Origin of the sequence: Micromonospora carbonacea (assembly GCF_014205165.1) — a bacterium.
GTDB lineage: Bacteria > Actinomycetota > Actinomycetes > Mycobacteriales > Micromonosporaceae > Micromonospora > Micromonospora carbonacea.
The window spans coordinates 894,349-916,385 of sequence record NZ_JACHMZ010000001.1; the positions used below are offsets into that span (position 1 = coordinate 894,349).

A 22,037-nucleotide genomic window follows, 5' to 3' on the forward strand; every position below is an offset into this window, starting at 1 on the left:
TCACCCGGCGGCCGAGTCAGCGCCGGCGGCCGTACAGCAGCTTGGTGACCTTGACCAGGCGGGCGACGTCGGCGGGGGTGCGCTCGAAGGTCATCGCCGGCAGCAGCGACCGGGCCCGGCGGCGGGTGACGGCCTTGGGGCGGCCGAACTCGCGCAGCCCGTCCTCGCCGTGGATGCGGCCGAAGCCGGACTCGCCGACCCCGCCGAACGGCAGGGTGGACATGCCCGCGAACGTCAGGGTGGAGTTCACCGCGGCCATCCCCGAGCGCAGCCGCCGCGCGATGGCCACGGCCCGCCGCCGGCCGAAGACCGAACCCCCCAGGCCGTACGGGAGCGCGTTGGCGCGGGTGATCGCCTCCTCGGCGTCGCGGACCCGGTTGATGGTCAGCGTCGGGCCGAAGGTCTCCTCGCGGACGGCGAGCGAGTCCTCCGGCACGTCGACCAGGATGGTCGGGCGCACGTACGGCGGCTGCACCGCGTCGGCGCCGCCGAGGACCGCCCGCCCGCCCCGGGCCAGCGCGTCGTCGATGTGCCGGCGGATCACGTCGAGCTGGCCGGGCATGGTGATCGGCCCGATGTCGGCCCCGTCGGCGCCGACGGTCAGCCGCCCGGCCCGCTCGACGACCTTGCCGACGAACGCGTCGAAGACGGGCTCGACGGCGTAGACCCGCTCGATGCCGATGCAGGTCTGGCCGGCGTTGGTGAGCCCGCCCCAGACGCACGCCTCGGCGGCGGCGTCGAGGTCGGCGTCGCTGTCGACGATCATCGCGTCCTTGCCACCGGCCTCCAGCAGGACCGGGGTGAGCGTCTCGGCGCAGGCGGCCATCACCTTCTTGGCGGTGGCCGTCGAGCCGGTGAAGGCCAGCTTGTCGACCCCGGATCGGCACAGGGCCGCGCCGACGTCGCCGAGGCCGTGCACGGCGGTGAGGACGGGCTGCTCGGGCACCACCTCGGCGAGGCTGTCGACCAGCCACTGGCCGACGACGGGGGTGTATTCGCTGGGCTTCAGCACGACCGCGTTGCCGGCGGCGAGCGCGTACGCGGCGGAGCCGACCGGGGTGAAGACCGGGTAGTTCCACGGGCCGATGACGCCGACCACCCCGTACGGCTGGTATTCGAGGTGGCCGGTGAACTCGGCCAGGATGAGCCGGGAGCGCACGCGGCGCGGGCGCAGCACCCGGCCGGCGTTGCGGGCGGCCCAGTCGATGTGCTCGATGGCGGTGAGGACCTCGACGATCGCGTCCGGGACGGGCTTGCCGCCCTCGGCGTGCATCAGCTCGGCCAGCTCCTCGATCCGCCGGGCGAGGACACCCCGCCAGCGCAGCAGCCGCTCCCGGCGGCCGGTGAAGCCGAGCCCCGCCCACCAGCCGGCCGCCTCGCGGGCCCGCGCGACCGCGCGCGTGACGTCGTCCCCGGCGGCGACGGGCAGTCGACCGACTTCGGCCCCGGTGGCGGGGCTGGTGGAGACCAGCCGGCCGTCTGAGATGATCGGGGCACCCGGGACACGCACAGCCGTCATGGCGGAAGTGTAGACCCCGAAGCTACTCGTCGGTAGGTGTTCGGGTGGCCCGTACGCCGACCCCGGCGCGGGGCCAACGGGCCTGGTGGCGGGGCCTCCCGGGCGGGACCGGCGGACCCGGGAGTCGGTTTTCGGCACGGGACCAACGGCCCTGGTGCGCCACCGGCGAAAGCCGAATCGGCTAACGGGAGTTGTCCGCCCGGGGACCGGGAGGTGTCCGGGCGGTGGTGGGCATCGATGCGGTGTGCTGGCAGGCTGACGCCGGACACCGGTGGCTGGAGGCTGACCGTCCATGGAGGACTTTCCGGAACTGATGCCGCTGCTGGCGGTGGCGGGTGGACCGATGCGTGGGGTGAGCTTCCGGCTCGGCCGCACGCCACAGGTGATCGGCCGTGCGACGACCGCGGAGGTCAGCGTGGACGATCCGCATCTGAGCCGCAGGCACGCCAGCGTACGGCTGTCGGGCGACGGGGTGTGGCTTGAGGATCTGGGCTCGACCAACGGCACGTGGCTCAACGACCGCCGGATCGAGTCGCCGGAGCTGCTCTCCGACGGGGACGTGATCCGGCTGGGCCGCACCGAGCTGCGCTTCTTCGACCCGGGCCTGGCCCGGACCGACCCGGTCGGGCTGCGGCTGGCCCCCCAACTGGGCCCGCAGCGCCGCGACCGCCGGCCCACCCTGCCGTTGCCCGTCGCCACCCCGCCGGCCGCCCGCGTCTGACCCGTGCCGGCGGGCGAGAAGGGGACCCTTCTCTACCACGGGCGTTAACAGGGGGCCCCTCCTTTCATGTGGGCCGCCCACATGGAGCCGGCCGCCGCCCCGTGGCAGCATGCCGCGGCATGGAGAGCACGCAGCACACCGTGCAGGCCAACGGCATCGTCCAGCGGGTCCGGGTGGCCGGCCCGCCCGACGGCGCGCCCGTGCTGCTGGTGCACGGCAACTGCTCGTCCTCGGCGTTCTGGGAGCCGCTGCTGCGGCGGCTGCCCGACACTCTCCGGGTGGTCGCCCCGGACCTGCGCGGCTACGGCGGCACCGAGACCGCCGCGGTGGACGCCACCCGGGGCCTGCGGGACTTCGCCGACGACGTCGCCGCCCTGCTCGACGCCCCGGGGCTCTTCGCCCCCGGCGCGCGGCCGGTGGTGGTCGGGCACTCCCTCGGCGGGGGAGTGGCGATGCGGCTGCTGGTCGACCACCCCGGCCGGGTGGCCGGGCTGCTGCTCTCCGCGCCCGTCTCCCCGTACGGCTTCGGCGGCACCCGGGACCTGGCCGGCACCCCGACCACGCCCGACTTCGCGGGCACCGGCGGCGGCACCGCGAACGGGGACTTCGTGGCCCGGCTGGTCGCGGGCGACCGGGGCGCGGACGGCCCGACCAGCCCCCGCAACGTGCTGCGGACCGCGTACGTGGCCGATCCGGCGTCGCTCGGCGACGACGAGGAACTGCTGCTGGACAGCCTCCTGTCCACCGCCACCGGGGACGGCAACTACCCCGGCACGGCGGTCGCCTCGCCGCACTGGCCGGGCATCGCGGCCGGCGGCAGCGGCGTGCTCAACGCGCTCGCCCCGGCCCACTTCCGCATCGCCGACGACCTCGTCGCCGTCGCCGGCAAGCCCCCCGTCACCTGGGTACGCGGCGACGCCGACGTGATCGTGTCGGACACCTCGCTGTTCGACCTGGCCCACCTCGGGTCGCTCGGGGTGGTGCCCGGCTGGCCGGGGGAGCGGGACTGCCCGCCGCAGCCGATGGTCGGGCAGACCCGGGCGGTGCTCGACCGGTACGCTGCGGCCGGCGGGGCGTACCGCGAGGTGGTGTTGCCGGGGTGCGGGCACAGCCCGCACCTGGAGCGGCCGGCGGAGTTCGTCGCCGAGCTGCTGGCGCTGACCGGCCGGAGCCGCTGACAGGCCCCTGCCGGAGCCACTGAGCCGCCCGGCCGGAGCCGCCGGCACCCTCCGCGTCCCGGCGGCGGACCGTCGCGTGGCAGACTCGCGCGCAGAACCTTAGTGACCGTTCAAGCGGTCCCGCGGGGGTCCCGTCCCGCGGTCCCGCGCAGCATTGGGGAGGCCGGTCGTGGCGCGCGAGTTCACCAGCGTGGGCGTTGTGGGGCTGGGCACCATGGGTGCCGGCATCGTCGAGGTCTTCGCGCGCAACGGCATCGACGTCGTCGCGGTCGAGGTCTCCGACGCCGCCCTCGACCGTGGCCGGGCCCACCTGACCGGCTCGACCGACCGGGCCGTCGCCCGGGGCAAGCTCGCCGAGGCCGACCGGGACGCCCTGCTGGCCCGGGTCGACTTCCAGGTCGGGCTGGCCGCGCTGCACTCGGTGGACCTGGTGGTCGAGGCGGTCCCCGAGCGCCTCGACCTCAAGCGGCGGATCTTCGCCGAACTGGACCGGGTCTGCAAGCCCGAGGCGGTCCTCGCCACCAACACCTCCTCGCTGTCGGTCACCGAGGTCTCCGTCGCCACCGGCCGACCCCAGCAGGTCGTCGGCATCCACTTCTTCAACCCGGCCCCGGTGATGAGGCTGGTCGAGGTGGTCCGCACGGTGGTCACCGCCGCCGACGTGGTCGCCGACGTCGAGGCCCTCTGCGCCCGGCTCGGCAAGGTCGGCGTCACCATCGGCGACCGGGCCGGGTTCATCGCCAACGCGCTGCTCTTCGGCTACCTCAACCACGCCGTCGGCATGTTCGAGTCGCGCTACGCCAGCCGCGAGGACATCGACGCCGCCATGAAGCTCGGCGGCGGCCTGCCGATGGGGCCGCTCGCCCTGCTGGACCTCATCGGCCTCGACACCGCGTGCGAGATCCTGGACACCATGTACCGGCGCGGCGGGCGGGACCGCCGGCACGCCCCGGCGCCGCTGGTCCGGCAGATGGTCACCGCGGGCCTGCTCGGCCGCAAGTCCGGCCGGGGCTTCTACACCTACGAGAAGCCGGGCTCGGCGAAGGTCGTGCCGGACGGGTCGACCCCGCAGGAGCGGCCGGCGGCCGGCGACGGCGCGCGCCGTGTCGCCCGGGTCGGCGTCGTCGGCTCCGGGGCGACGGCCGCCGGGCTCGTCGAGGTCTTCGCCGGGGCCGGCTACGAGGTGGTCCGGGTGGCCCCGGGCGGAGACCTCGACGGCCTGGCCGAGGTCGACCTGGTCGTCGAGGCCGTGGCCGAGGACCTCGACGTCAAGAAGGAGCTGTTCGCCAGCCTCGACGGCGTCTGCAAGCCGGGCGTCGTGCTCGCCACCACCACCTCGTCGCTGCCGGTGATCGACATCGCGATGGCCACCGGGCGGCCCGCCGACGTGATCGGGCTGCACTTCTCCGGCCCGGTGCCGGCGCGGCCCCTGGTGGAGATCGTGCGGACCGTCCGCACCGGCGCGGAGGCCACCGAGACCGCCCGCGCCGTCTGCGCCACGCTCGACAGGACCGCCGTGGTCTGCGGCGACCGGGCCGGCTTCGTGGTCGACGCGCTGCTCTTCCCGTACCTGAACGACGCGGTGAAGATGCTGGAGGCCGGCTACGCCACCATCGACGACATCGACCACGCGATGAAGCTCGGCTGCGGCTACCCGACGGGCCCGTTCGAGCTGCTCGACGCGGTCGGCCTGGACGTGGCGCTCGCCAGCCAGCGCGCGCTGTACCGCGAGCTGCGCGACCCCGGCCTCGCCCCGGCCCCGCTGCTGGAGCACCTCGTCACCGCCGGCTACCTGGGCCGCAGGGCCGGGCGCGGCTTCCGCGAGCACCCCGGCCGCTGACGGGCCGCCCCGGCGGGTGGCCCCGGTCGCCGGCCGGGCCGCCCCCGCGCGTGCGGCACCTTCCGCCGGCCGGGCCGCGCAGCCGCGCACCTCGCCGGGCCGGGGTGGGGAACCGACCGTAACCTTGACGAGGTGAGCCCCCGTCGCAACCGTCCCCGCCGGGACGAGCACGCCCACCTCGACGCCGACCGGGCCCGCCACGGGGTGCCCACCGTGCAGCAGTGGCGCGACGGCGACTGGCAGGTGCGCGGGATCAGCGGCGGCGCGTCGGTCAAGACGTACCGCTGCCCGGGCTGCGACCAGGAGATCCGCCCGGGGGTGGCGCACCTGGTGGCCTGGCCGGCCGACGACCGGGGCGACCTCACCGACCGCCGGCACTGGCACAGCGGGTGCTGGCGGGCGCGGGACCGGCGCGGCCCCGGGATCCAGCGCGGGCGGGGCGCGCCCCGCTACGGCTGAGCGATCTGGATCACCCTGTTTCCGCCCGGGCGGGCGGTGCCGGCGCCGACGCGCGAGACTGGGACGGTGAGCACACCGATCCGCGCGTCCTCGATCCTGCCCGGGCACCGCGAGGACATCGAGCTGCACACCGCCGACGGCCTGACCCTCGTCGGCGAGCTGGCCCGCCCCGTGGCGAAGGAGCCGGCCGGCACGCTGGTCTGCCTGCACCCGCTGCCCACCCACGGCGGGATGATGGACAGCCACGTCTTCCGCAAGGCCGCCTGGCGGCTGCCGGCGCTGGCCGACCTGGCCGTGCTCCGGTTCAACACGCGCGGCACCAGCAGCGTGCGGGGCACCAGCGAGGGCGCGTTCGACAACGCCGTCGGCGAGCGCTTCGACGTGGCCGCCGCCATCGAGTACGCCGAGTTCGCCGAGCTGCCGAACGTCTGGCTGGTCGGCTGGTCGTTCGGCACCGACCTGACCCTCAAGTACGGCTGCGACCCGGCGGTGGCCGGCGCGATCCTGCTCTCCCCGCCGCTGCGCTTCTCCGCCCCCGCCGATCTCGCGCACTGGGCGCAGGAGGGCAAGCCGCTGACCGCCCTGGTGCCCGAGTTCGACGACTACCTTCGCCCCGACGAGGCGCGGCGGCGCTTCGCGGCGGTGCCGCAGGCCGAGGTCGTCGGGGTGCCCGGCGCGAAGCACCTGTGGGTCGGCGACGCCGAGACCGTGCTCGACGAGATCGTCCGCCGGGTCAACCCGGCCGCCCCGCTGCCCCTGCCCCGCACCTGGGACGGCCCGATGACCACCGGCGACGTCAGCGCGTACGCCGACCGGACGGTCGCCTCGTTCGCCGACGTCCCGGTGCCGGGCCCGAAGGCCGACGCCGCCGACTGAGCCCGGTCGGGGCGGGCGGCGGTCAGCGGGAGTCCTGGCGGGGCAGCACCACCTCGCGCAGGATGAGCTGGAGGGCGGCCACCGTCGGGATCGCGATCAGCGCGCCGACCACGCCCATCAGCGACACCCCCAGCAGCGCGGCGAGCAGGGCCGCGACCTCGTTGACCTCGACCGAGCGGCGCATCACCTTCGGGTAGATCAGATAGTTCTCCACCTGCTGGTAGACCACGAAGAACGCGACGCACGCGATCCCCACCGGCAGGTCGGTGGCGAAGCCGACGAGGCTGACCACCACCGCGCCGATGGTGGCGCCGATCTGCGGGATCAGGTCGGTCACCGCGACCACCACGGCCAGCGCGAACGGGTACGGCAGCCCGACGGCCAGCGCGAACACGAAGGTGGTCACCCCGGCCAGCACGGCGATGCTCAGCGCGCCCACCATGTACGCGCCGACCTTCGCCAGGATCTCGTCGCCGATGAGCCGCACCCGGTGCCGGCGGGAGCGGGGCACCAGCGCGTACCCGACGCGGCGCAGCCGGTCGAAGTACGCGAGGAAGTAGATCGTCAGGACCAGCACGGTGAGCGCCCGGAAGACCGTGCCGAAGATGAGCTGGGCGCCGCCGAGGACCCCGCCGAGCGCCCGCCCCACGGTGTCGGCGTTGGCCGCGGCCTGCACCTTCGCCATCACGTCGTACCGGACGACGAAGTCGTTGACGGCCTCGTTGCGGCGCAGCTCCTCGACGTAGCTGGGCAACTGCTCGACGAACTGCCCGGACTGGGTGACCACCGGCGGGACCAGCGCCACCAGGCCGCCGACGATCAGCGACAGCACGATCAGCGTCACCGCCGCGACGGCCAGCCCGTTGGGCAGGCCCCACGAGCGCAGCCGGACCACCGCCGGGTTGAGCCCGACGGCGAGGAAGAGCGCGATGACGACCAGCACCAGGATGCCGGCCGAGTTGCGGACGCCGAGGAAGACGGCGTACGCCAGCAGCACGCCGAGTGCGCCGGTGAAGCCGACGAGGAAGCTGTTGCGGCGCAGGGGCCGCCCCGGCACCCCGAAGCGGCCCGAGCCGGCGGCGAGCGCGCCGGGCGGGTCGAAGTCGCCGGGGTCCGCCCGGTCGTCGTCCGGCCGGTCGTCGTCCGGCCGGTCGTCGTCCGGCCGGTCGCCGCCGGGCGGGGGGCCGACGGGGGTGGCGCGGTCCGCCGGGTCGCCGTCCGGACCGGTGCGGGCCGGCTGCCCGTGGCCCACCGGTCCGTGGCTTACCGGTGGCTCGTGGCTCACCGGCCTGTCGTCCGGCTGCCCGCCGTGCGCCCGTGCGCCGTCCGCCACCGAGACCTCCTCCGCCCTCCGGCGGATGCGCCCGGAGCGTCGTCGTCAGCCGCCCACGGCCCTGGCCGGGCGCGGGTCCTGCCGACAGGAGGGTAGTTGCCGGGCGGACGGCCCGGCCACCCCGGCTCACTCGGACTCGACGGACACCTTGCTCGGCCGGGCGCTGCGCTCGTCGGTCGTCGGCTTGGTCGGCCGCTTGCCGTTCTCGCCGGTGCTGGTGATCTTCGTGGGGGTCGCCCCCCGGCCGCCCTCGCCGGGCACCGCGGCCACCGTCGGCTCGCCGTCCACCCCGGCGCTGGCCGCGCCCCCGTCCACCGTGGTCACCGGCTCGGCCACCGGCCGGGTCCGGGCCGGGGCGGCGTCGTCGGCCGGCACGGCCTTCGCCACCCCCGCGTCGGCGGTCGCCTTGACCCGCGCGGGCTGCACCGGCTCGCCGGACTCGGCGGCTGCCGTCGCCGACCCGGTCGCCTTCACGGGCACCGGCTCGGTGCCCTTCGGCGCGCCGGTCGCCTTCGCGGGCCCGGTCCCCTTCGGCGCGCCGGCCGTCGTCGCCGGCTCGGTCCCGTTCGGCGTGTCGCCCGCCTTCGCGGGCCCGGCCACCGGCGCGCCCGCCGTGGCCGACAGCCGGACGCCGGCCAGCTGCTGCCGCAGGTCGAGCAGCTGATGCTGGAGCTCGTCCGACTCCTGCCGGGACTGCCAGGTCTCCTGCCGCAGGTCGGCCAGCTGCTGCTGGGCCTGGGCGATCTCCAGCATCACCTGGGCGAGCTGCTGGCGGCCGGCGGCCACCTCCTGCTGGGTCGCCGCGAGGTGCTGCTGCGTGGTGGCCAGATGCTGCTGCGTGGTGGCCGCGTACTCCTCGAACTGGCGGCGGGACGCGGCGACGTGCTCGTCGGCCCGGCGTCGCTTGTCGGTCGCGTCGGCCTCGGCCCGGCCCAGCAGGTCGGCGGCCTCCTCCTCGGCCTGCCGGCGCATCGTGAGGGCGTCCTGCTCGGCGGCGCGCCGGATCTCCGCGGCACCGTCCTCGATCTCGGCCCGCCGGGCGGTGTACTGCTGCTCCAGCTCGGTCTGCCGGGCCGTGTGCTGCCGGTCCAGCTCGTCGCGGCGCTGGGAGTGTTCCCGCTCGGCGGCCTCCTTGCGCTGGGCCAGCTCCCGGTCGGCCGCCTCGCGCCGGCCGTTGACCTCCTGCTCCACCCCGGCCCGCCAGGCGCCCAGCTCCTGCTGCGTCTGGGCGCGGGCCTGCTGCACGTACGCCTCGGTCTCGGTGCGCATCCGCTGCACGTACGCCTCGGTGTCGGCACGTTGGCGCTTGCCGGCCTCGGCCGCCTGGGCGGTGACCCGCTCGGCCTCCTGCCGGGCCCGGTCGCGGGTGGCCTTCGCGGCGCCCTCGGCGTCGTCGGTGATCCGCTTGGCCTCCTGCAACGCCTTGGCGTGGGTGGCCCGGCTGGCCTCGGTGGCGTTGTCGGTGAGCCGCTTCGCCTCCTGCTGGGCCTTGGCGTGCACCTCCTTGGCCGCCTCGCGGAGCTGGGTGGCCTCCTGCTGGGCCTTGGCGAGGGCCTCCCGGGCGGCCTCGCGCAGCTTGGTCGCCTCCTGCTGGGCCCGGGTGTGGATCTCCTTCGCGGCGTCCCGGAGCTGGGTCGCCTCCTGCTGGGCCTTCTCCAGGGCCTCCTGGGCGGCCTTGCGCAGCCGGGTCGACTCGTCCTTGGCCGCCGCGCGCAGCTGGGCGGACTCGTCCTTGGCGGCCTTCAGCGTGGCGTCCGCCTCGGCGCGCCGGGCGGCGCCGTGCCGCTCCTCCTCGGCCCGCCGGGCGGCGAGGGCGATCTCGAAGTCCTTGAGCGCCTGGGCGGCCTGTTCCTTGGCCTCCGCGACGATGTGCTCGGCGGCGGCCCGCCGCGCCTCGATCTCCTCGTTGGCGGCGGCGAGGATGTCGTCGGCCTGCTCCTCGGCGAGGACGAGGATCTGCTCCACCCGCGGGCCGAGGTGCCGGAACGAGGCCCGGTCCACCACGCCGACCTGCTTGCGCACCTGGGCGAGGTCGCGTTGCAGCACCTCGACCTGCCCGGCCAGCTTGTGGATCTGGGTGTACGCCTGTTCCCGCTCGGCCGCCAGTGTCGCGATCTCGTGCTCCGCGCGAGCGACGTACCTGTCGACCTGTCGTTTCTCGTACCCCCGCAGGGCGGACTCGAAGCTGGGCTCCGTCGTCACATCCCCGCCGAGAGCGAACAGTTCCTCGCCGTGCGACATGCCCCCATCCTCACACGCATCCGGCTCGGCTGGGGCGATACGGACGCCCCGGATGGGAGCTGATTCACTGCCGTTACCGACGCCCGTGCCGCGGCGCGGGAAAACGCATACGGCGCGGGGTCCCACCGGTTACCCGGTGTCACCCCGCGCCGTGTCCATGCCCCCCGGCCGTGCGGTCGGTCAGCCGGCGGACTCCGCGCTCACCCGCTCGTCCTTGCCGTCCGCCTTGGCCGGCTCCGGCTTGGCCTGCGCCGGCGGCACGCCCGGCACGATGCCGGCGAGGCCCGACAGCATCTGGCCGAGCTGCGAGGTGACGGCGTCCTTCTGCCGGGTGAGGTCCTCGACCTCGCGGCGGGCGGCCTGCGTGGTCAGGTCGGCCTCGGTGCGGGCCTCCGTGAGCAGCCGCTTCGCCTCGGCCTTGGCCTCGTTGAGCGTCTTCTCGGACAGCGCCTTGGCCTTCTCGACGGTGTCGTTGGCGGTGCGCTCGGACTCGACCCGGCGGGCCTCGGCGCGCTGCTCGATCTCCTTGGCCCGCTCCTGGGCGGCCCGGGCGCGCTGCTCGGCCTCGCCGACCAGCTTCTGCGTCTGGGCGACCTGGGCGGCGTGCCGCTCGGACTCCTCGCGCTCGGCCTTCTCGCGCCGCTCGGCGAGCTGCAGCTCCAGGGCCTGGAGGTCCTTGTCGCGCTTGTCGCGGGCGTCGGTGAGGAGCTTGGTCGCCTCGGCGCGCTTCTCCTCGGCCTCCCGCGCGGCCTTCGCCCGCTGCTGGGTGATCTCCCGCTCGGCGGTGGCGCGCAGGGTGGCGACCTCACGCTCGACGGTCGACTTCAGCTCGGCGACCTCGTGCGCGGTGACGGTGCGCAGCTGCTTGGTCTCCCGCTCGGCGTCGGCGCGCAGGGTGTCGGCCTCCCGGCGGGCCTGCACGCGCACCTCGGCGGCCTCGCGCTCGGCGGCGGTGCGGACACTGCCGGCCTCGCGCTCGGCGGTGGCCTTCATCGCGGCGGCCTCGGCGCGGGCCTTGTCGGTGATCTCGCGCGCCTCCAGGCGGGCCGCGGAGAGGATGCCCTCGGACTCGCGCTTGGCCTCGTTGCGGTGGTCGTTGGCCTGCTCCTCGGCCAGCCGCAGGATCTGCTCGACGCGGGTGCCCAGGCCGGAGAGGGTCGGCCGGCTGTTCTCCTCGAGCTGCTTGTTGGTCTCGGCGAGCTTCTGCTCCAGCGCGCTCTGGCGCTGCTCGGCCTGGCGGAGCCGACGCTGGGCGTCGTTCATCCGCTGCTCGGCCTCGGCGCGGGCCTGCTCGGACTGGGTCAGCGCGGCGGTCAGCCGACCGATGAAGTCATCGACCTGCCCGACGTTGTATCCGCGCAGGCCAACGGTGAAATCTGGCTGCGAGTTCGCGTTATCGAAGAACGCAAGAGGGGAGGACTGCTGCTGGGGCATTGGGACATACTCGCAGACCCCCCGGGGTGCTTCGCAAGAGCGGTGCGGGCCTTTCGTGTCCTGTTTACATGGTCAACTGACTGCCGTCGGGCGGGTCCGATCGGTGGGCGATCTTGGCAGCTCCCGGGCCGGTCCGGCGGCCCGGTGGGCGGATGGTCGGGCGCGCCGGAGGCGAGTGGTCGGGCGGCCGGGTGGGCGGTGGCCGGGTGGCCCGGTGGGCGGGTGTTCGGGCGCGCGGGGGCGTGCGGGAAAAGGGCCGCGGGAGCGCCCGGCGGTCCTTTGCCGGCCCGTGCCGGTTTCTTGTCGGCCGGTGCCGGCGATTTTCCCTGTCGGCCGTGCCGGCATCGCGCGAAATGGGGACCGCAGCCGGCGTCGAAAGGCAATGCCCGACCACCGCGATGCCCGACTGGGCCTCCCCGGACGACTCGCCGGCGGCCGGGGGGTCAGCGGCTGCAGGACCGCTTGATCGACTTCATGTCGGCCGGATGGGGGTCTCCCGTCCCGTCGACACCGCCAGGTCACCGACGTGAAGTCGATCAACTCGGCCGCGCACCACTGCGCTCGCGCGGGGGGCTGTGGTGGTGCCGGCGCGGGGTGGGGTGGGGGTGGTTAAGAAGGGGCCCCTGCTCTACAGAATGCGTTAACAGGGGGCCCTTCCTTTCACCTTTCACCGCCGGGCGGGCTCGACCAGCTCGACGAGGACGCCGCCCGCGTCCTTCGGGTGGACGAAGTTGATCCGGGAGTCGGCGGTGCCCCGGCGCGGGGTCTCGAAGAGCAGCCGCAGGCCGCGCTCGCGCAGCGCCGCGCACGCCGCGTCGATGTCGGCCACCGTGTACGCCACCTGCTGCACGCCGGGCCCCGAGCGGTCGAGGAACTTGGCGATGGTCGACTCCGGGGTGAGCGGGGCGAGCAGTTGCACGCAGCCGCCCTCGGCGGTCGGCCCGACCGTCAGCATCGCCTCGCGGACGCCCTGCTCGGTGTTGGTCTCGGTGTGCACGCAGCGCATGCCGAAGGTGCGCTGGTAGAAGTCGATCGCGGCGTCGAGGTCGGCGACGGCGATCCCGACGTGGTCGATGCGGCGCAGGCCGATGTCTGTGACGAAGTCGGCAGCGGGCTCGACGGGGGAGTTCTCAGCCATGGCGTTAGTCTGACCGAACACCCGTCCAACCGAACAATCGTTAAGGTTCACAGCTCGGCACCCCCCTCGGAGGGCAAGCACATGGCTTCGGTGATCGTCAGCGGCGCGCGGACCCCGATGGGTCGCCTGCTCGGCAACCTCAAGGACCTTCCCGCCACCAAGCTCGGCGGCATCGCGATCAAGGCCGCGCTGGAGCGCGCCGGGGTGCCCCCCGAGCAGGTGCAGTACGTCATCATGGGCCAGGTCCTCCAGGCCGGCACCGGGCAGATCCCGGCCCGGCAGGCCGCCGTCGAGGCGGGCATCCCGATGTCCGTGCCGGCGCTGACGATCAACAAGGTCTGCCTCTCCGGCCTGGACGCGATCGCCCTGGCCGACCAGCTCATCCGGGCCGGCGAGTTCGACGTCGTGGTGGCCGGCGGCATGGAGTCGATGACCAACGCCCCGCACCTGCTGCTCGGCCAGCGCGCCGGCTACAAGTACGGCGACGTGACGATCAAGGACCACATGGCCCTCGACGGGCTGACCGACGCCTGGGACTGCTGCTCGATGGGCGAGTCCACCGAGCGGCACGGCGCGCGGCACGGCATCACCCGCGCCGAGCAGGACGCCTTCGCCGCCGCCAGCCACCAGCGGGCCGCCGCCGCGCAGAAGAACGGCCACTTCGCCGACGAGATCACCCCGGTGGTCATCCCGCAGCGCAAGGGCGACCCGGTGGTGATCAGCGAGGACGAGGGCATCCGCCCGGACACCACCGTCGAGTCGCTGGGCCGGCTGCGCCCCGCCTTCACCTCCGACGGCACGATCACCGCCGGCAGCGCCTCGCCGATCTCCGACGGGGCCGCGGCCGTGGTCGTGATGAGCGAGGCGAAGGCCCGGGAGCTGGGGCTGACCTGGCTCGCCGAGATCGGCGCGCACGGCAACGTGGCGGGCCCCGACAACTCGCTGCACTCGCAGCCCTCCAACGCGATCAACCACGCGCTGCGCAAGGGCGGCCTGGGGGTGGAGGACCTCGACCTGGTCGAGATCAACGAGGCGTTCGCCGCGGTCGGCATCCAGTCCATGCGCGACCTGGGCATCGGCGACGACAAGGTCAACGTCAACGGCGGCGCGATCGCGCTGGGCCACCCGATCGGCATGTCCGGGGCCCGGCTGGTGCTCACCCTCGCCATGGAGCTGCGGCGGCGCGGCGGTGGCACCGGCGCGGCGGCGCTCTGCGGCGGCGGGGGCCAGGGCGACGCCCTGATCATCCACGTACCCGACCCCGCCGAGCAGCAGTGAGCGGAGCCGTCGCGCAGGTCCCGGCCGGCGGCGTGCCGTCGGTGCGCCGCAGCCGGGACGTGCCGATGCTCGTGGAGCGGGCCCGCGCCGGCGACCCGCGCGCCGTGGCCCGGCTGATCACCCTGGTCGAATCCGGCGACGAGGTGTTGCCCCGGGTGGCGGCGGCCCTCGCGCCGTACGCCGGGCAGGCCCAGGTGGTCGGGCTGACCGGGTCGCCCGGGGTGGGCAAGTCGACCACCACCAACGAGCTGGTCCGGGCGCTGCGCTCGCGCGGGCACCGGGTCGGGGTGCTGGCCGTCGACCCGTCCAGCCCGTTCACCGGCGGGGCGATCCTCGGCGACCGGGTCCGGATGCAGGACCACGCCACCGACCCGGGCGTCTACATCCGGTCGATGTCCAGCCGGGGCCACCTCGGCGGGCTGTCGGCGGCGACCCCGCAGGCGGTGCGGGTGCTGGAGGGCGCCGGCTGCGACGTGGTGCTGGTGGAGACCGTCGGCGTCGGGCAGGCCGAGGTCGAGGTCGCCTCGCTGGCCGACACGACGCTGGTGCTGCTCGCCCCGGGCATGGGCGACGCGATCCAGGCGGTGAAGGCCGGCATCCTGGAGATCGCCGACGTCTTCGTGGTCAACAAGGCCGACCGCGACGGCGCAGACGCCACCGTCCGCGACATCCAGGGCATGATCGCCCTCGGCGAGCGGGGGCCCGGCGAGTGGCGGCCGCAGGTGGTGCGGTCGGTCGCCGCGCGGGGCGAGGGGATCGACGACGTCGCCGCCGCGATCGACAAGCACCGCGGCTGGCTGGTCGAGCACGACGAGCTGCGCCGCCGCCGCGAGAAGCGGGCCGCCGCCGAGATCGAGGCGATCACGCTGGGCGTGCTGCGGGCGCGGATCGGTTCGCTGCACGACGGTACGGAGCTGCCGGCGCTCGCCGCGAAGGTGGCCGAGGGGGCGCTCGACCCGTACGCCGCCGCCGACGAGTTGCTGGCCCAGATCGGCTCCTGACGCGTCCACTGCGGACCCCCGGCAACGAGTACGCTCGCACCGCCCCACGGTCGGCGTGGGGCGGTGCGCGCGTGTTGGGGGAGAGGTCATGGCTGACGAGGCGACGCAGGAGCTGTCGGTGACGCCGGACGCGGTGGCGGGCGGGACCACCCACGTCTCCGACGAGGTGGTGGAGAAGATCGCGGTGGCCGCCGCGCGGTCCGTCCCCGGGGTGGCCGACCTCGGTGGCGACGTGGCCCGGTTCTTCAACGCCGTCTTCGACCGAGTCGGGCTGGACCAGGTCGGCGATGCCCGGCGCGGCTGCTCGGCGCACGTCACGAACGGCGCGGCCGTGGTCAACCTGGTCGTCGTGCTCGACGCCGGCCGGCCGGTGCCGGAGGTGACCGACGGGGTGCGGGCGGCGGTGACCCGGGCCGTCGAGGCGTACGGGCTGCGGGTCGACGAGATCAACATCCGGGTGGACGACGTGGCGCTCGGCGACCCCGCCGCCGCGCCGGCCTGACCGGGTTACCTGCCGGTACACGACTCCTTAGCGATCGTTCAGGCCGGGGGCTACACTCGGTCCTCTGACGAGGACTCGAGGAGGAGCCCTGCGCATGGACGCCGACGAGATCGCCGCCGGACGGGCGCGCTGGCAGGCCCGCTACGACGCCGCGCGGAAGCGGGACGCCGACTTCACCACGCTCTCCGGGATGCCCGTCGACCCGGTCTACGGGCCGCCCGAGGGCGTCGCCCACCCCGGCTTCGAGCGGATCGGCTGGCCGGGGGAGTTCCCGTACACCCGGGGGTTGTATCCCACCGGCTACCGGGGGCGGACCTGGACGATCCGGCAGTTCGCCGGCTTCGGCAACGCCCGGCAGACCAACGAGCGCTACAAGATGATCCTCGGCGCGGGCGGCGGCGGCCTCTCCGTCGCGTTCGACATGCCGACGCTGATGGGCCGCGACTCCGACGACCCGCAGGCCCTCGGCGAGGTGGGGCACTGCGGGGTGGCGGTCGACTCCGCCGCCGACATGGAGACGCTCTTCGACGGCATCGACCTCGCCGGCGTCACCACCTCGATGACCATCTCCGGGCCGGCGGTGCCGGTGTTCTGCATGTACCTGGTCGCCGCCGAGCGGCAGGGCGCCGACGTGTCCACCCTGGACGGCACCCTCCAGACGGACATCTTCAAGGAGTACATCGCGCAGAAGGAGTGGCTCTTCGACCCCGAGCCGCACCTGCGCCTCATCGGCGACCTGATGGAATACTGCGCGCGCGAGATCCCCCGGTACAAGCCGCTCTCCGTCTCCGGCTACCACATCCGGGAGGCCGGCGCGACCGCCGCGCAGGAGCTGGCGTACACCCTCGCCGACGGCTTCGGCTACGTCGAGCTGGGGCTGTCGCGCGGGCTGGACGTGAACGTCTTCGCCCCCGGGCTCAGCTTCTTCTTCGACTCGCACGTGGACTTCTTCGAGGAGATCGCGAAGTTCCGGGCCGCCCGCCGGATCTGGGCCCGCTGGCTGCGCGACGTCTACGGCGCGACCAGCGAGAAGGCGCAGTGGCTGCGGTTCCACACCCAGACCGCCGGGGTGTCGCTGACCGCCCAGCAGCCGGTCAACAACGTCGTACGCACCGCCGTCGAGGCGCTCGCCGCCGTGCTCGGCGGGACGAACTCGCTGCACACCAACGCCCTCGACGAGACCCTCGCGCTGCCCACCGACGAGTCCGCCGAGATCGCCCTGCGCACGCAGCAGGTGCTGATGGAGGAGACCGGCGTGGTCAACGTGGCGGATCCGCTCGGCGGCTCCTGGTACGTCGAGGCGCTGACCGACAAGATCGAGGCCGAGGCGGAGGAGATCTTCGCCCGCATCCGGCAGCTTGGCGGGGACGGGCCGCACCGGATCGGTCCGATGACCTCCGGCATCCTGCGCGGCATCGAGGACGGCTGGTTCACCGGGCACATCGCCGAGTCCGCCTTCGTCTACCAGCAGGCCCTCGAAAAGGGCGACAAGCGCATCGTCGGCGTCAACTGCCACACCGGCACCATCGCCAAGGACCTGGAGATCCTGCGCATCTCGCACGAGGTCGAGGTGGAGCAGCGCCGGGTGCTCGCCGAGCGCAAGGCGGCCCGCGACGACACGGCGGTACGCGCGGCGGTGACCCGGATGGTCGAGGTCGGCCGCACCGGCGACAACATGATCCCGGCCATGCTCGACGCCGTCCGCGCCGAGGCGACCCTCGGCGAGATCTGCGACGCGCTGCGCGCCGAGTGGGGCACCTACCGCGAGCCGGCCCGCTTCTGACAGGTGCAAGGAAGGGTCCCTTCCTATCCGAAAAGCGATAGGAAGGGACCCTTCCTTGCAGGCCGGGGCGGGGGTGAGAGTCGCAACTGTCGCCGTCGCGGTTGATCTGAGTTCGGCGGGACACGTGCGAGACTAGATAACCATGAGCGACCCACGGATCACCTCGTCGATCTTCACCCGCGGCGCGGTCGACCTCAGCGGACTGCGCAACACCGCACCGCCCGCCACCCGCCCCAGCACACCGGCCCAGGCCGGTCCGTCCTCCGGGCTGCCGGCCGCCGCCGGCGGCGGCTCCGTGATCGACGTGACAGAGGCCAACCTCCAGGCCGAGGTGCTCGAACGGTCCACCACGATGCCCGTCGTCGTCTTCTTCGGCGCGGCCGGCTACCCGGAGAGCGACCAGTTCGCCCCGCTGCTGGAGCGGCTGGCCGCCGAGGGCGGCGGCGCGTGGGCGCTGGCCCGCATCGACGTCCAGGAAAACCCGCGGATCGCTCAGATGTTCCAGGTGCAGGGGGTCCCGACGGTCTACGCGGTGGTCGGCGGCCGGCCCGTCGACGCGTTCTCGGGTGCGGTCCCCGAGGCCCAGCTGCGGCAGTGGATCGGCGCGGTGCTCAAGGCCGGCGGCGTCGACGTCGCCGCACCGGGCGACCCCCGCCTCGACGAGGCCGACGACGCCCTGATGAGCGGCGACCTGGACGCGGCCGAGGAGGCGTACCGGAAGATCCTCGCCGAGTCGCCGGCGGACGCCGCGGCCGAGGCCGGCCTGGCCCAGGTCGGGCTGGCCCGCCGGGTCGCCGGCGCCGACCCGCGCGCGGCGCTCGCCGCCGCCGAGGCCAACCCCGGCGACGTGCCCGCCCACTTGCTCGCCGCCGACATCGAGGTGCTCAGCGGCATGGCCGAGCAGGCGTACGCCCGCCTGGTCGACCTGGTGCGCCGCACCTCCGGCGACGACCGGGACAAGGCGCGCCAGCACCTGATCGCCCTGTTCACCGTCGCCGGCCCGGACGACCCCGCCGTCGCCTCCGCCCGCCGGGCCCTGGCCAGCGCCCTGTTCTGAGTTCCGCCGTACGCCAGCGCGGGCCGGCGTTCGCCGGCCCGCCCGACCCACGAGGACGGGAGCCCATGATGCGCCGGATCGCCGTCCTCGACGCGCCGTCCAACCTCGGGCTGCGCCCGCCCACCCCCACCGCCGTCCCCGGCTGCGCCAAGGCACCGGGAGCGCTGCGCGACCAGGGCCTGCTCGCCCGGCTGCGCGCGCGCGACGCCGGCTGCCTCACCCCGCCCCGGTACGACCCGGGCGACTGGCGCCCCGGCGACGGCGTCTGCCACGCCCCGGAGATCGCCGCGTACTCGGCGGCGCTGGCCGACCGGATCGGGGCGATCATCGACCGGGGGGAGTTCCCGCTCGTCCTCGGCGGGGACTGCTCGATCCTGCTCGGCTCGGCGCTGGCCATGCACCGCCTCGGCGAGGCGGTCGGCGGGCGGATCGGGCTCGTCTTCGTCGACGGCCACTCCGACTTCCGGCACCCCGGCAACGCCTCGTACGTCGGCGCGGCGGCCGGGGAGGACCTGGCGCTGGTCACCGGGCGGGGGCAGGCCGACCTGGCCGCGATCGAGGGGCGGCGACCCTACTTCCGCGACATCGACGTGGTGGTCCTCGGCATCCGCGCCCAGGACGAGTACCGCCTCGACCTCCAGGCCGCCGGCATCACCACCCGGCCGGTGCCGGCGCTGCGCGCCGAGGGCGCGGCCCGCACCGCCCAGTGGGCCCACGAGGAGCTGGCCGACTGCGCCGGCTACTGGGTGCACGTCGACGTCGACGTGCTCGACCCGGCGGTGATGCCGGCGGTCGACGCACCGGACGCGGGCGGGATCGCCTTCGCCGAGCTGGAGATCCTGCTCGCCGGCCTGGTCGACACCCCGCACTGCCTCGGGGTGGAGCTGACCGTCTTCGACCCCGACTACGACGTCGACGGCGCGTACGCCGCCGAGATCGTCAACACGGTGGTGGCCGGGCTCGCCCCGGTGACCGCCCCGAGCGCGGTGCCGCCCCGCCTGCTGCCGGCGGCCCCGGAGACCCGTCTGGTCCCGGCGGCCCCGGAACCCCGCCTGCCTCCCGGGTCCCGCCCGTTCCCGGCCCCGGAGCGGCTGGCGCCCGCCGGCCCGGACGGCCCGGCCGCCGACCCGCTGGCCGCTGCCGTCGACCCGCTGGCCGCCGACCTGTCGGCCGCAGCCGGTGCGCCGCCGGCCGCAGCCGGTGCGCCGACCGACCCGCCGGCCGGGCCGGACAGGACCGGGGGCGGGCCGGTGGGACCGGCTGGGCGGGTCGACGATGCCGGCCTCGTCGCGGGCTATCCACCCGGCCCGACGGGGACCGCCCCGCTGCTGGAGCCCGTCGGGCCGCCGGCCTCGGCCGGGCCGGGCCTGCTGCGCCGGGTCACCGGGGCGGCCCCGGGCGACGCCCCGCCGCCCTCCGAGGACGGTGCCCCGCCCCGGCCGGCGGCCGGCATCGCCTGACCGAGGGCCGCTGCTCCCCACCGCCCGCCGGTGCCGCCGCCGGTCTCGTCGTGGGCCGTCGCGGGGCTCGGGCGGGGGCGCGTGGGGCTCGGGCGTGCTGCCATGTCGGCGACATGGGGGCATCCCGCCGCCCCGGATACCGCTATGTCGCCGACATGGCGGCCCGGCCCGGTGCGCGGCCCGCGCGGCGCGGCCCAGGCCGGGGCGTCAGGAGGCGGCCAGGGCGCGCAGGAAGCGCTCGGCGATCGGGACCGCGCTCGACCCGCTCGACCCGCCCCGCTCCACGAACACCGCGAACGCGACGTCGCCCTGCCAGCCGACGAACCAGGCGTGGGTGTGCGCCGGGTCGTCGTCGTATTCGGCGGTGCCGGTCTTGCCGTGCACGGGGCCGCCGGGAGCGTCCTTGAGGGCGGTGGCGGTGCCGGCGGTGACCACCTCGCGCATCATCGTGCGCAGCGGCTCGACCGACTCCGGCTTGAGCTGCGGCCCGGCGGGCGCGGCCTTGGCCGGGGCCGGGTCGACGACCAGCTTCGGCTGCTCCCAGCGGCCCCGGGCGACGGCGGCGGTGGCGGCGGCCATGGCCAGCGGGCTGACCAGGGTGGTGCCCTGCCCGAACGCGGCGGCGGCCTGCTCGGCCGGTGAGCCGCCGGCGGAGACCTTGCCGGTGAACGCGTCCAGGCCGAGGTCCCACTCGGTCTCCAGGCCCAGTGCCCGGCCGGTCGCGGCGAGGCCGTCGGGCCCGAGCTTCGGGGCGAGCGCGGCGAACGCCGTGTTGCAGGACTTCGCGAAGTCGGTGCGGAACGGCACCGTGCCGAGGGCGAAGTTGTCGGAGTTCTTGAACGAGCGACCGTCCACCGTGAACGTCTTCGGGCAGGCGGCCGGGCCGTCCAGGGTGACCGCCCCCCGGTCGAGCAGGCCGAGGGCGCTGACCATCTTGAACGTCGAGCCGGGCGGCACCTGGGCGGTGAACGCGAGGTTCTCGCCGGCGGCCCCGGGGCCGTTCGCCGCGGCCAGCACCGCACCGTCGCCGACCCGCACCGCCACCAGCGCGGCCCGGCGCTTCTCGCCGCGCAGGGCCGCGTCGGCGGCGTTCTGGGTGGCCACGTCGAGGGTGGTCCGCACCGGCTGGCCGGGCTTCGGCTCCTGCCGGAACAGCTCCGTGCCGGTCGGCGCGACGGTGCCGTCCGGCCCGGCCCGCTCGCTGATCACGGTGAGCCCCGGGGCGCCGCGCAGCCGCTCGTCGTGCCGACCCTGGAGGCCGCCGTGGCCGACGAGGTCGCCCTGCCGGTAGCGGTCGGGGTGGGCGGCCAGGTCGTCGGCCTGGGCCTGGTCGACCGAGCCGAGCAGCGCGCGGGCGAACTCGCGGGTCGGGGCCAGGTCGAGCTTCTCGGCCCGGAACTTGGTGCCGGGCAGGTCGTAGATGCGGGACCGGATCTGCCGGTACGCCTCTTCGCGCAGCGTCACCACCTCGACGAACGCGCCCGGGTCGGCGTCGGCGAGCCGCTTGGGCAGGTCGGCGAGGTCGACCGGCGGGGTGATGGCCGGCCGGACCGCCCGGAACGCGGCGTCGAGCTGCCGCGACACCGACTTCACGTCGGTCACCTCGCTCGGTTGCAGCCCGACGCGGACCACGGGCCGGGGCGTGACGATCGGCTCGCCCGCGCCGTCGAGCACCCCGGCCCGGGGCGCGGCGTCGCGGCGCACCGCGATCCGGTCGCCGTCGGTGAGCTGCTCGTGCACTATCTGGGGCTCCCAGATGACCCGCCACTGCCCGTCGCCGCCGGTGGTGAGCCGCACCTGCCGGTCGTATTCCCAGGGGGTGCCCCCGGGCAGGGACCAGGCCACCCGGATCCCGGCGGTGGCGGTGTTGGCGTCGACCTTCGGGTCGCCGGTGCGCCGCAGGGCCGGCGGGGTGTCGGCCAGCTCGCCGGAGAGCTCGCGGAGCTGGCGCGTCACGTCGGCGGCGGGGACCTTCAGCCCGGCCGGGGTCACGAAGCCGACGGCCTGGAGGTCGCCCTTGCCCCAACCGGACAGGAAGGCGTCGACGGTCGGTCCGGGGCCGTCGTCGGACGAGCAGCCGACCAACGCGCCGGCGGCCAGCACGGTGGCCGCGACCGCGGCGAGCGACCGCCGGGCGCGGCTGCGGGTGCCGGCGCTGCCGCGGCGGATCGGGCGCGTCAGGTGCATGCGGGCGGTCCCTCCTGATCTCCGACTGCC

17 protein-coding genes are annotated in these 22,037 nt (G+C 75.2%); 11 read left to right on the top strand and 6 right to left on the bottom strand.

Annotated elements, in window-relative coordinates:
- Positions 1–16 precede the first annotated feature (16 nt).
- The gene (locus tag HDA31_RS04120; RefSeq protein WP_178066233.1) at positions 17–1,519 is read right to left on the bottom strand and encodes an aldehyde dehydrogenase family protein; all 1,503 of its coding nucleotides are present in this window, start codon (positions 1,517–1,519) and stop codon (positions 17–19) included.
- Positions 1,520–1,811: 292 nt separating this feature from the next.
- Here HDA31_RS04120 and HDA31_RS04125 point away from each other — a divergent pair, with 292 nt between their 5' ends.
- From HDA31_RS04125 to HDA31_RS04145, 5 genes are all read left to right on the top strand, one after another.
- Positions 1,812–2,240 (top strand): FHA domain-containing protein, encoded by a 429-nt coding sequence (locus HDA31_RS04125; protein WP_178066232.1) that lies wholly within the window; start codon positions 1,812–1,814, stop codon positions 2,238–2,240.
- Positions 2,241–2,359: 119 nt separating this feature from the next.
- On the top strand, positions 2,360–3,418 hold the full coding sequence (locus tag HDA31_RS04130) for an alpha/beta fold hydrolase (protein WP_178066231.1): 1,059 nt from the start codon (positions 2,360–2,362) through the stop codon (positions 3,416–3,418).
- Between the two features lie 169 nt (positions 3,419–3,587).
- Positions 3,588–5,258 (top strand): 3-hydroxyacyl-CoA dehydrogenase family protein, encoded by a 1,671-nt coding sequence (locus HDA31_RS04135; RefSeq protein WP_178066230.1) that lies wholly within the window; start codon positions 3,588–3,590, stop codon positions 5,256–5,258.
- Positions 5,259–5,390: 132 nt separating this feature from the next.
- A complete protein-coding gene (locus HDA31_RS04140; protein WP_043966091.1) occupies positions 5,391–5,717 on the top strand; it encodes an Rv1322 family protein in 327 nt (108 codons plus the stop codon).
- Between the two features lie 66 nt (positions 5,718–5,783).
- On the top strand, positions 5,784–6,593 hold the full coding sequence (locus HDA31_RS04145) for an alpha/beta hydrolase (RefSeq protein WP_178066229.1): 810 nt from the start codon (positions 5,784–5,786) through the stop codon (positions 6,591–6,593).
- A gap of 22 nt (positions 6,594–6,615) precedes the next feature.
- Here the strand turns inward: HDA31_RS04145 and HDA31_RS04150 are convergent, their stop codons facing one another.
- The 4 genes from HDA31_RS04150 to mce all read right to left on the bottom strand — a co-directional run bounded on the left by HDA31_RS04150 (position 6,616) and on the right by mce (position 12,739).
- Positions 6,616–7,845 carry an AI-2E family transporter gene (locus HDA31_RS04150; protein WP_178067784.1) on the bottom strand — a complete coding sequence of 410 codons (1,230 nt, stop codon included), beginning with the start codon at positions 7,843–7,845 and terminating at the stop codon, positions 6,616–6,618.
- Between the two features lie 207 nt (positions 7,846–8,052).
- On the bottom strand, positions 8,053–10,167 hold the full coding sequence (locus tag HDA31_RS04155) for a coiled-coil domain-containing protein (protein WP_178066228.1): 2,115 nt from the start codon (positions 10,165–10,167) through the stop codon (positions 8,053–8,055).
- A 180-nt stretch (positions 10,168–10,347) separates the two neighbouring features.
- Positions 10,348–11,601 (bottom strand): coiled-coil domain-containing protein, encoded by a 1,254-nt coding sequence (locus tag HDA31_RS04160; protein WP_074477402.1) that lies wholly within the window; start codon positions 11,599–11,601, stop codon positions 10,348–10,350.
- A 667-nt stretch (positions 11,602–12,268) separates the two neighbouring features.
- Complete coding sequence (gene mce, locus HDA31_RS04165) at positions 12,269–12,739, bottom strand: methylmalonyl-CoA epimerase (protein ID WP_074477404.1); 471 nt, start codon at positions 12,737–12,739, stop codon at positions 12,269–12,271.
- Positions 12,740–12,820: 81 nt separating this feature from the next.
- Here mce and HDA31_RS04170 point away from each other — a divergent pair, with 81 nt between their 5' ends.
- The 6 genes from HDA31_RS04170 (at position 12,821) to HDA31_RS04195 (ending at position 19,820) form a co-directional block, all read left to right on the top strand.
- On the top strand, positions 12,821–14,017 hold the full coding sequence (locus tag HDA31_RS04170) for an acetyl-CoA C-acetyltransferase (protein WP_178066227.1): 1,197 nt from the start codon (positions 12,821–12,823) through the stop codon (positions 14,015–14,017).
- A gap of 65 nt (positions 14,018–14,082) precedes the next feature.
- The gene (meaB, locus tag HDA31_RS04175) at positions 14,083–15,018 is read left to right on the top strand and encodes a methylmalonyl Co-A mutase-associated GTPase MeaB (RefSeq protein ID WP_221486917.1); all 936 of its coding nucleotides are present in this window, start codon (positions 14,083–14,085) and stop codon (positions 15,016–15,018) included.
- 88 nt (positions 15,019–15,106) lie between these two features.
- Positions 15,107–15,520, top strand: a complete 414-nt coding sequence (locus tag HDA31_RS04180; protein ID WP_074477410.1) for an Asp23/Gls24 family envelope stress response protein — start codon at positions 15,107–15,109, stop codon at positions 15,518–15,520.
- A gap of 94 nt (positions 15,521–15,614) precedes the next feature.
- Positions 15,615–17,303, top strand: coding sequence for a coenzyme B12-dependent isobutyryl-CoA mutase large subunit (gene icmA / locus HDA31_RS04185; protein ID WP_178066225.1), 1,689 nt, complete (start codon positions 15,615–15,617; stop codon positions 17,301–17,303).
- Between the two features lie 142 nt (positions 17,304–17,445).
- Positions 17,446–18,360 (top strand): tetratricopeptide repeat protein, encoded by a 915-nt coding sequence (locus tag HDA31_RS04190; protein ID WP_178066224.1) that lies wholly within the window; start codon positions 17,446–17,448, stop codon positions 18,358–18,360.
- A 65-nt stretch (positions 18,361–18,425) separates the two neighbouring features.
- The gene (locus HDA31_RS04195) at positions 18,426–19,820 is read left to right on the top strand and encodes an arginase family protein (RefSeq protein ID WP_376701357.1); all 1,395 of its coding nucleotides are present in this window, start codon (positions 18,426–18,428) and stop codon (positions 19,818–19,820) included.
- Positions 19,821–20,027: 207 nt separating this feature from the next.
- On the opposite strand, the gene HDA31_RS04200 is transcribed toward HDA31_RS04195, so the two are convergent.
- Positions 20,028–22,007 carry a penicillin-binding transpeptidase domain-containing protein gene (locus HDA31_RS04200; RefSeq protein WP_178066223.1) on the bottom strand — a complete coding sequence of 660 codons (1,980 nt, stop codon included), beginning with the start codon at positions 22,005–22,007 and terminating at the stop codon, positions 20,028–20,030.
- Positions 22,008–22,037 lie beyond the last annotated feature (30 nt).

Bases quoted from the DNA above. Each gene is read 5' to 3' on its own strand.
- HDA31_RS04160 (WP_074477402.1), bottom strand. From the start codon at position 11,601: ATGCCCCAGCAGCAGTCCTCCCCTCTTGCGTTCTTCGATAACGCGAAC.
- HDA31_RS04180 (WP_074477410.1), top strand. From the start codon at position 15,107: ATGGCTGACGAGGCGACGCAGGAGCTGTCGGTGACGCCGGACGCGGTG.
- HDA31_RS04155 (WP_178066228.1), bottom strand. From the start codon at position 10,167: ATGTCGCACGGCGAGGAACTGTTCGCTCTCGGCGGGGATGTGACGACG.
- HDA31_RS04120 (WP_178066233.1), bottom strand. From the start codon at position 1,519: ATGACGGCTGTGCGTGTCCCGGGTGCCCCGATCATCTCAGACGGCCGG.
- HDA31_RS04130 (WP_178066231.1), top strand. From the start codon at position 2,360: ATGGAGAGCACGCAGCACACCGTGCAGGCCAACGGCATCGTCCAGCGG.
- HDA31_RS04195 (WP_376701357.1), top strand. From the start codon at position 18,426: ATGATGCGCCGGATCGCCGTCCTCGACGCGCCGTCCAACCTCGGGCTG.
- mce (WP_074477404.1), bottom strand. From the start codon at position 12,739: ATGGCTGAGAACTCCCCCGTCGAGCCCGCTGCCGACTTCGTCACAGAC.
- meaB (WP_221486917.1), top strand. From the start codon at position 14,083: ATGCTCGTGGAGCGGGCCCGCGCCGGCGACCCGCGCGCCGTGGCCCGG.
- icmA (WP_178066225.1), top strand. From the start codon at position 15,615: ATGGACGCCGACGAGATCGCCGCCGGACGGGCGCGCTGGCAGGCCCGC.
- HDA31_RS04170 (WP_178066227.1), top strand. From the start codon at position 12,821: ATGGCTTCGGTGATCGTCAGCGGCGCGCGGACCCCGATGGGTCGCCTG.
- HDA31_RS04200 (WP_178066223.1), bottom strand. From the start codon at position 22,007: ATGCACCTGACGCGCCCGATCCGCCGCGGCAGCGCCGGCACCCGCAGC.
- HDA31_RS04125 (WP_178066232.1), top strand. From the start codon at position 1,812: ATGGAGGACTTTCCGGAACTGATGCCGCTGCTGGCGGTGGCGGGTGGA.
- HDA31_RS04190 (WP_178066224.1), top strand. From the start codon at position 17,446: ATGAGCGACCCACGGATCACCTCGTCGATCTTCACCCGCGGCGCGGTC.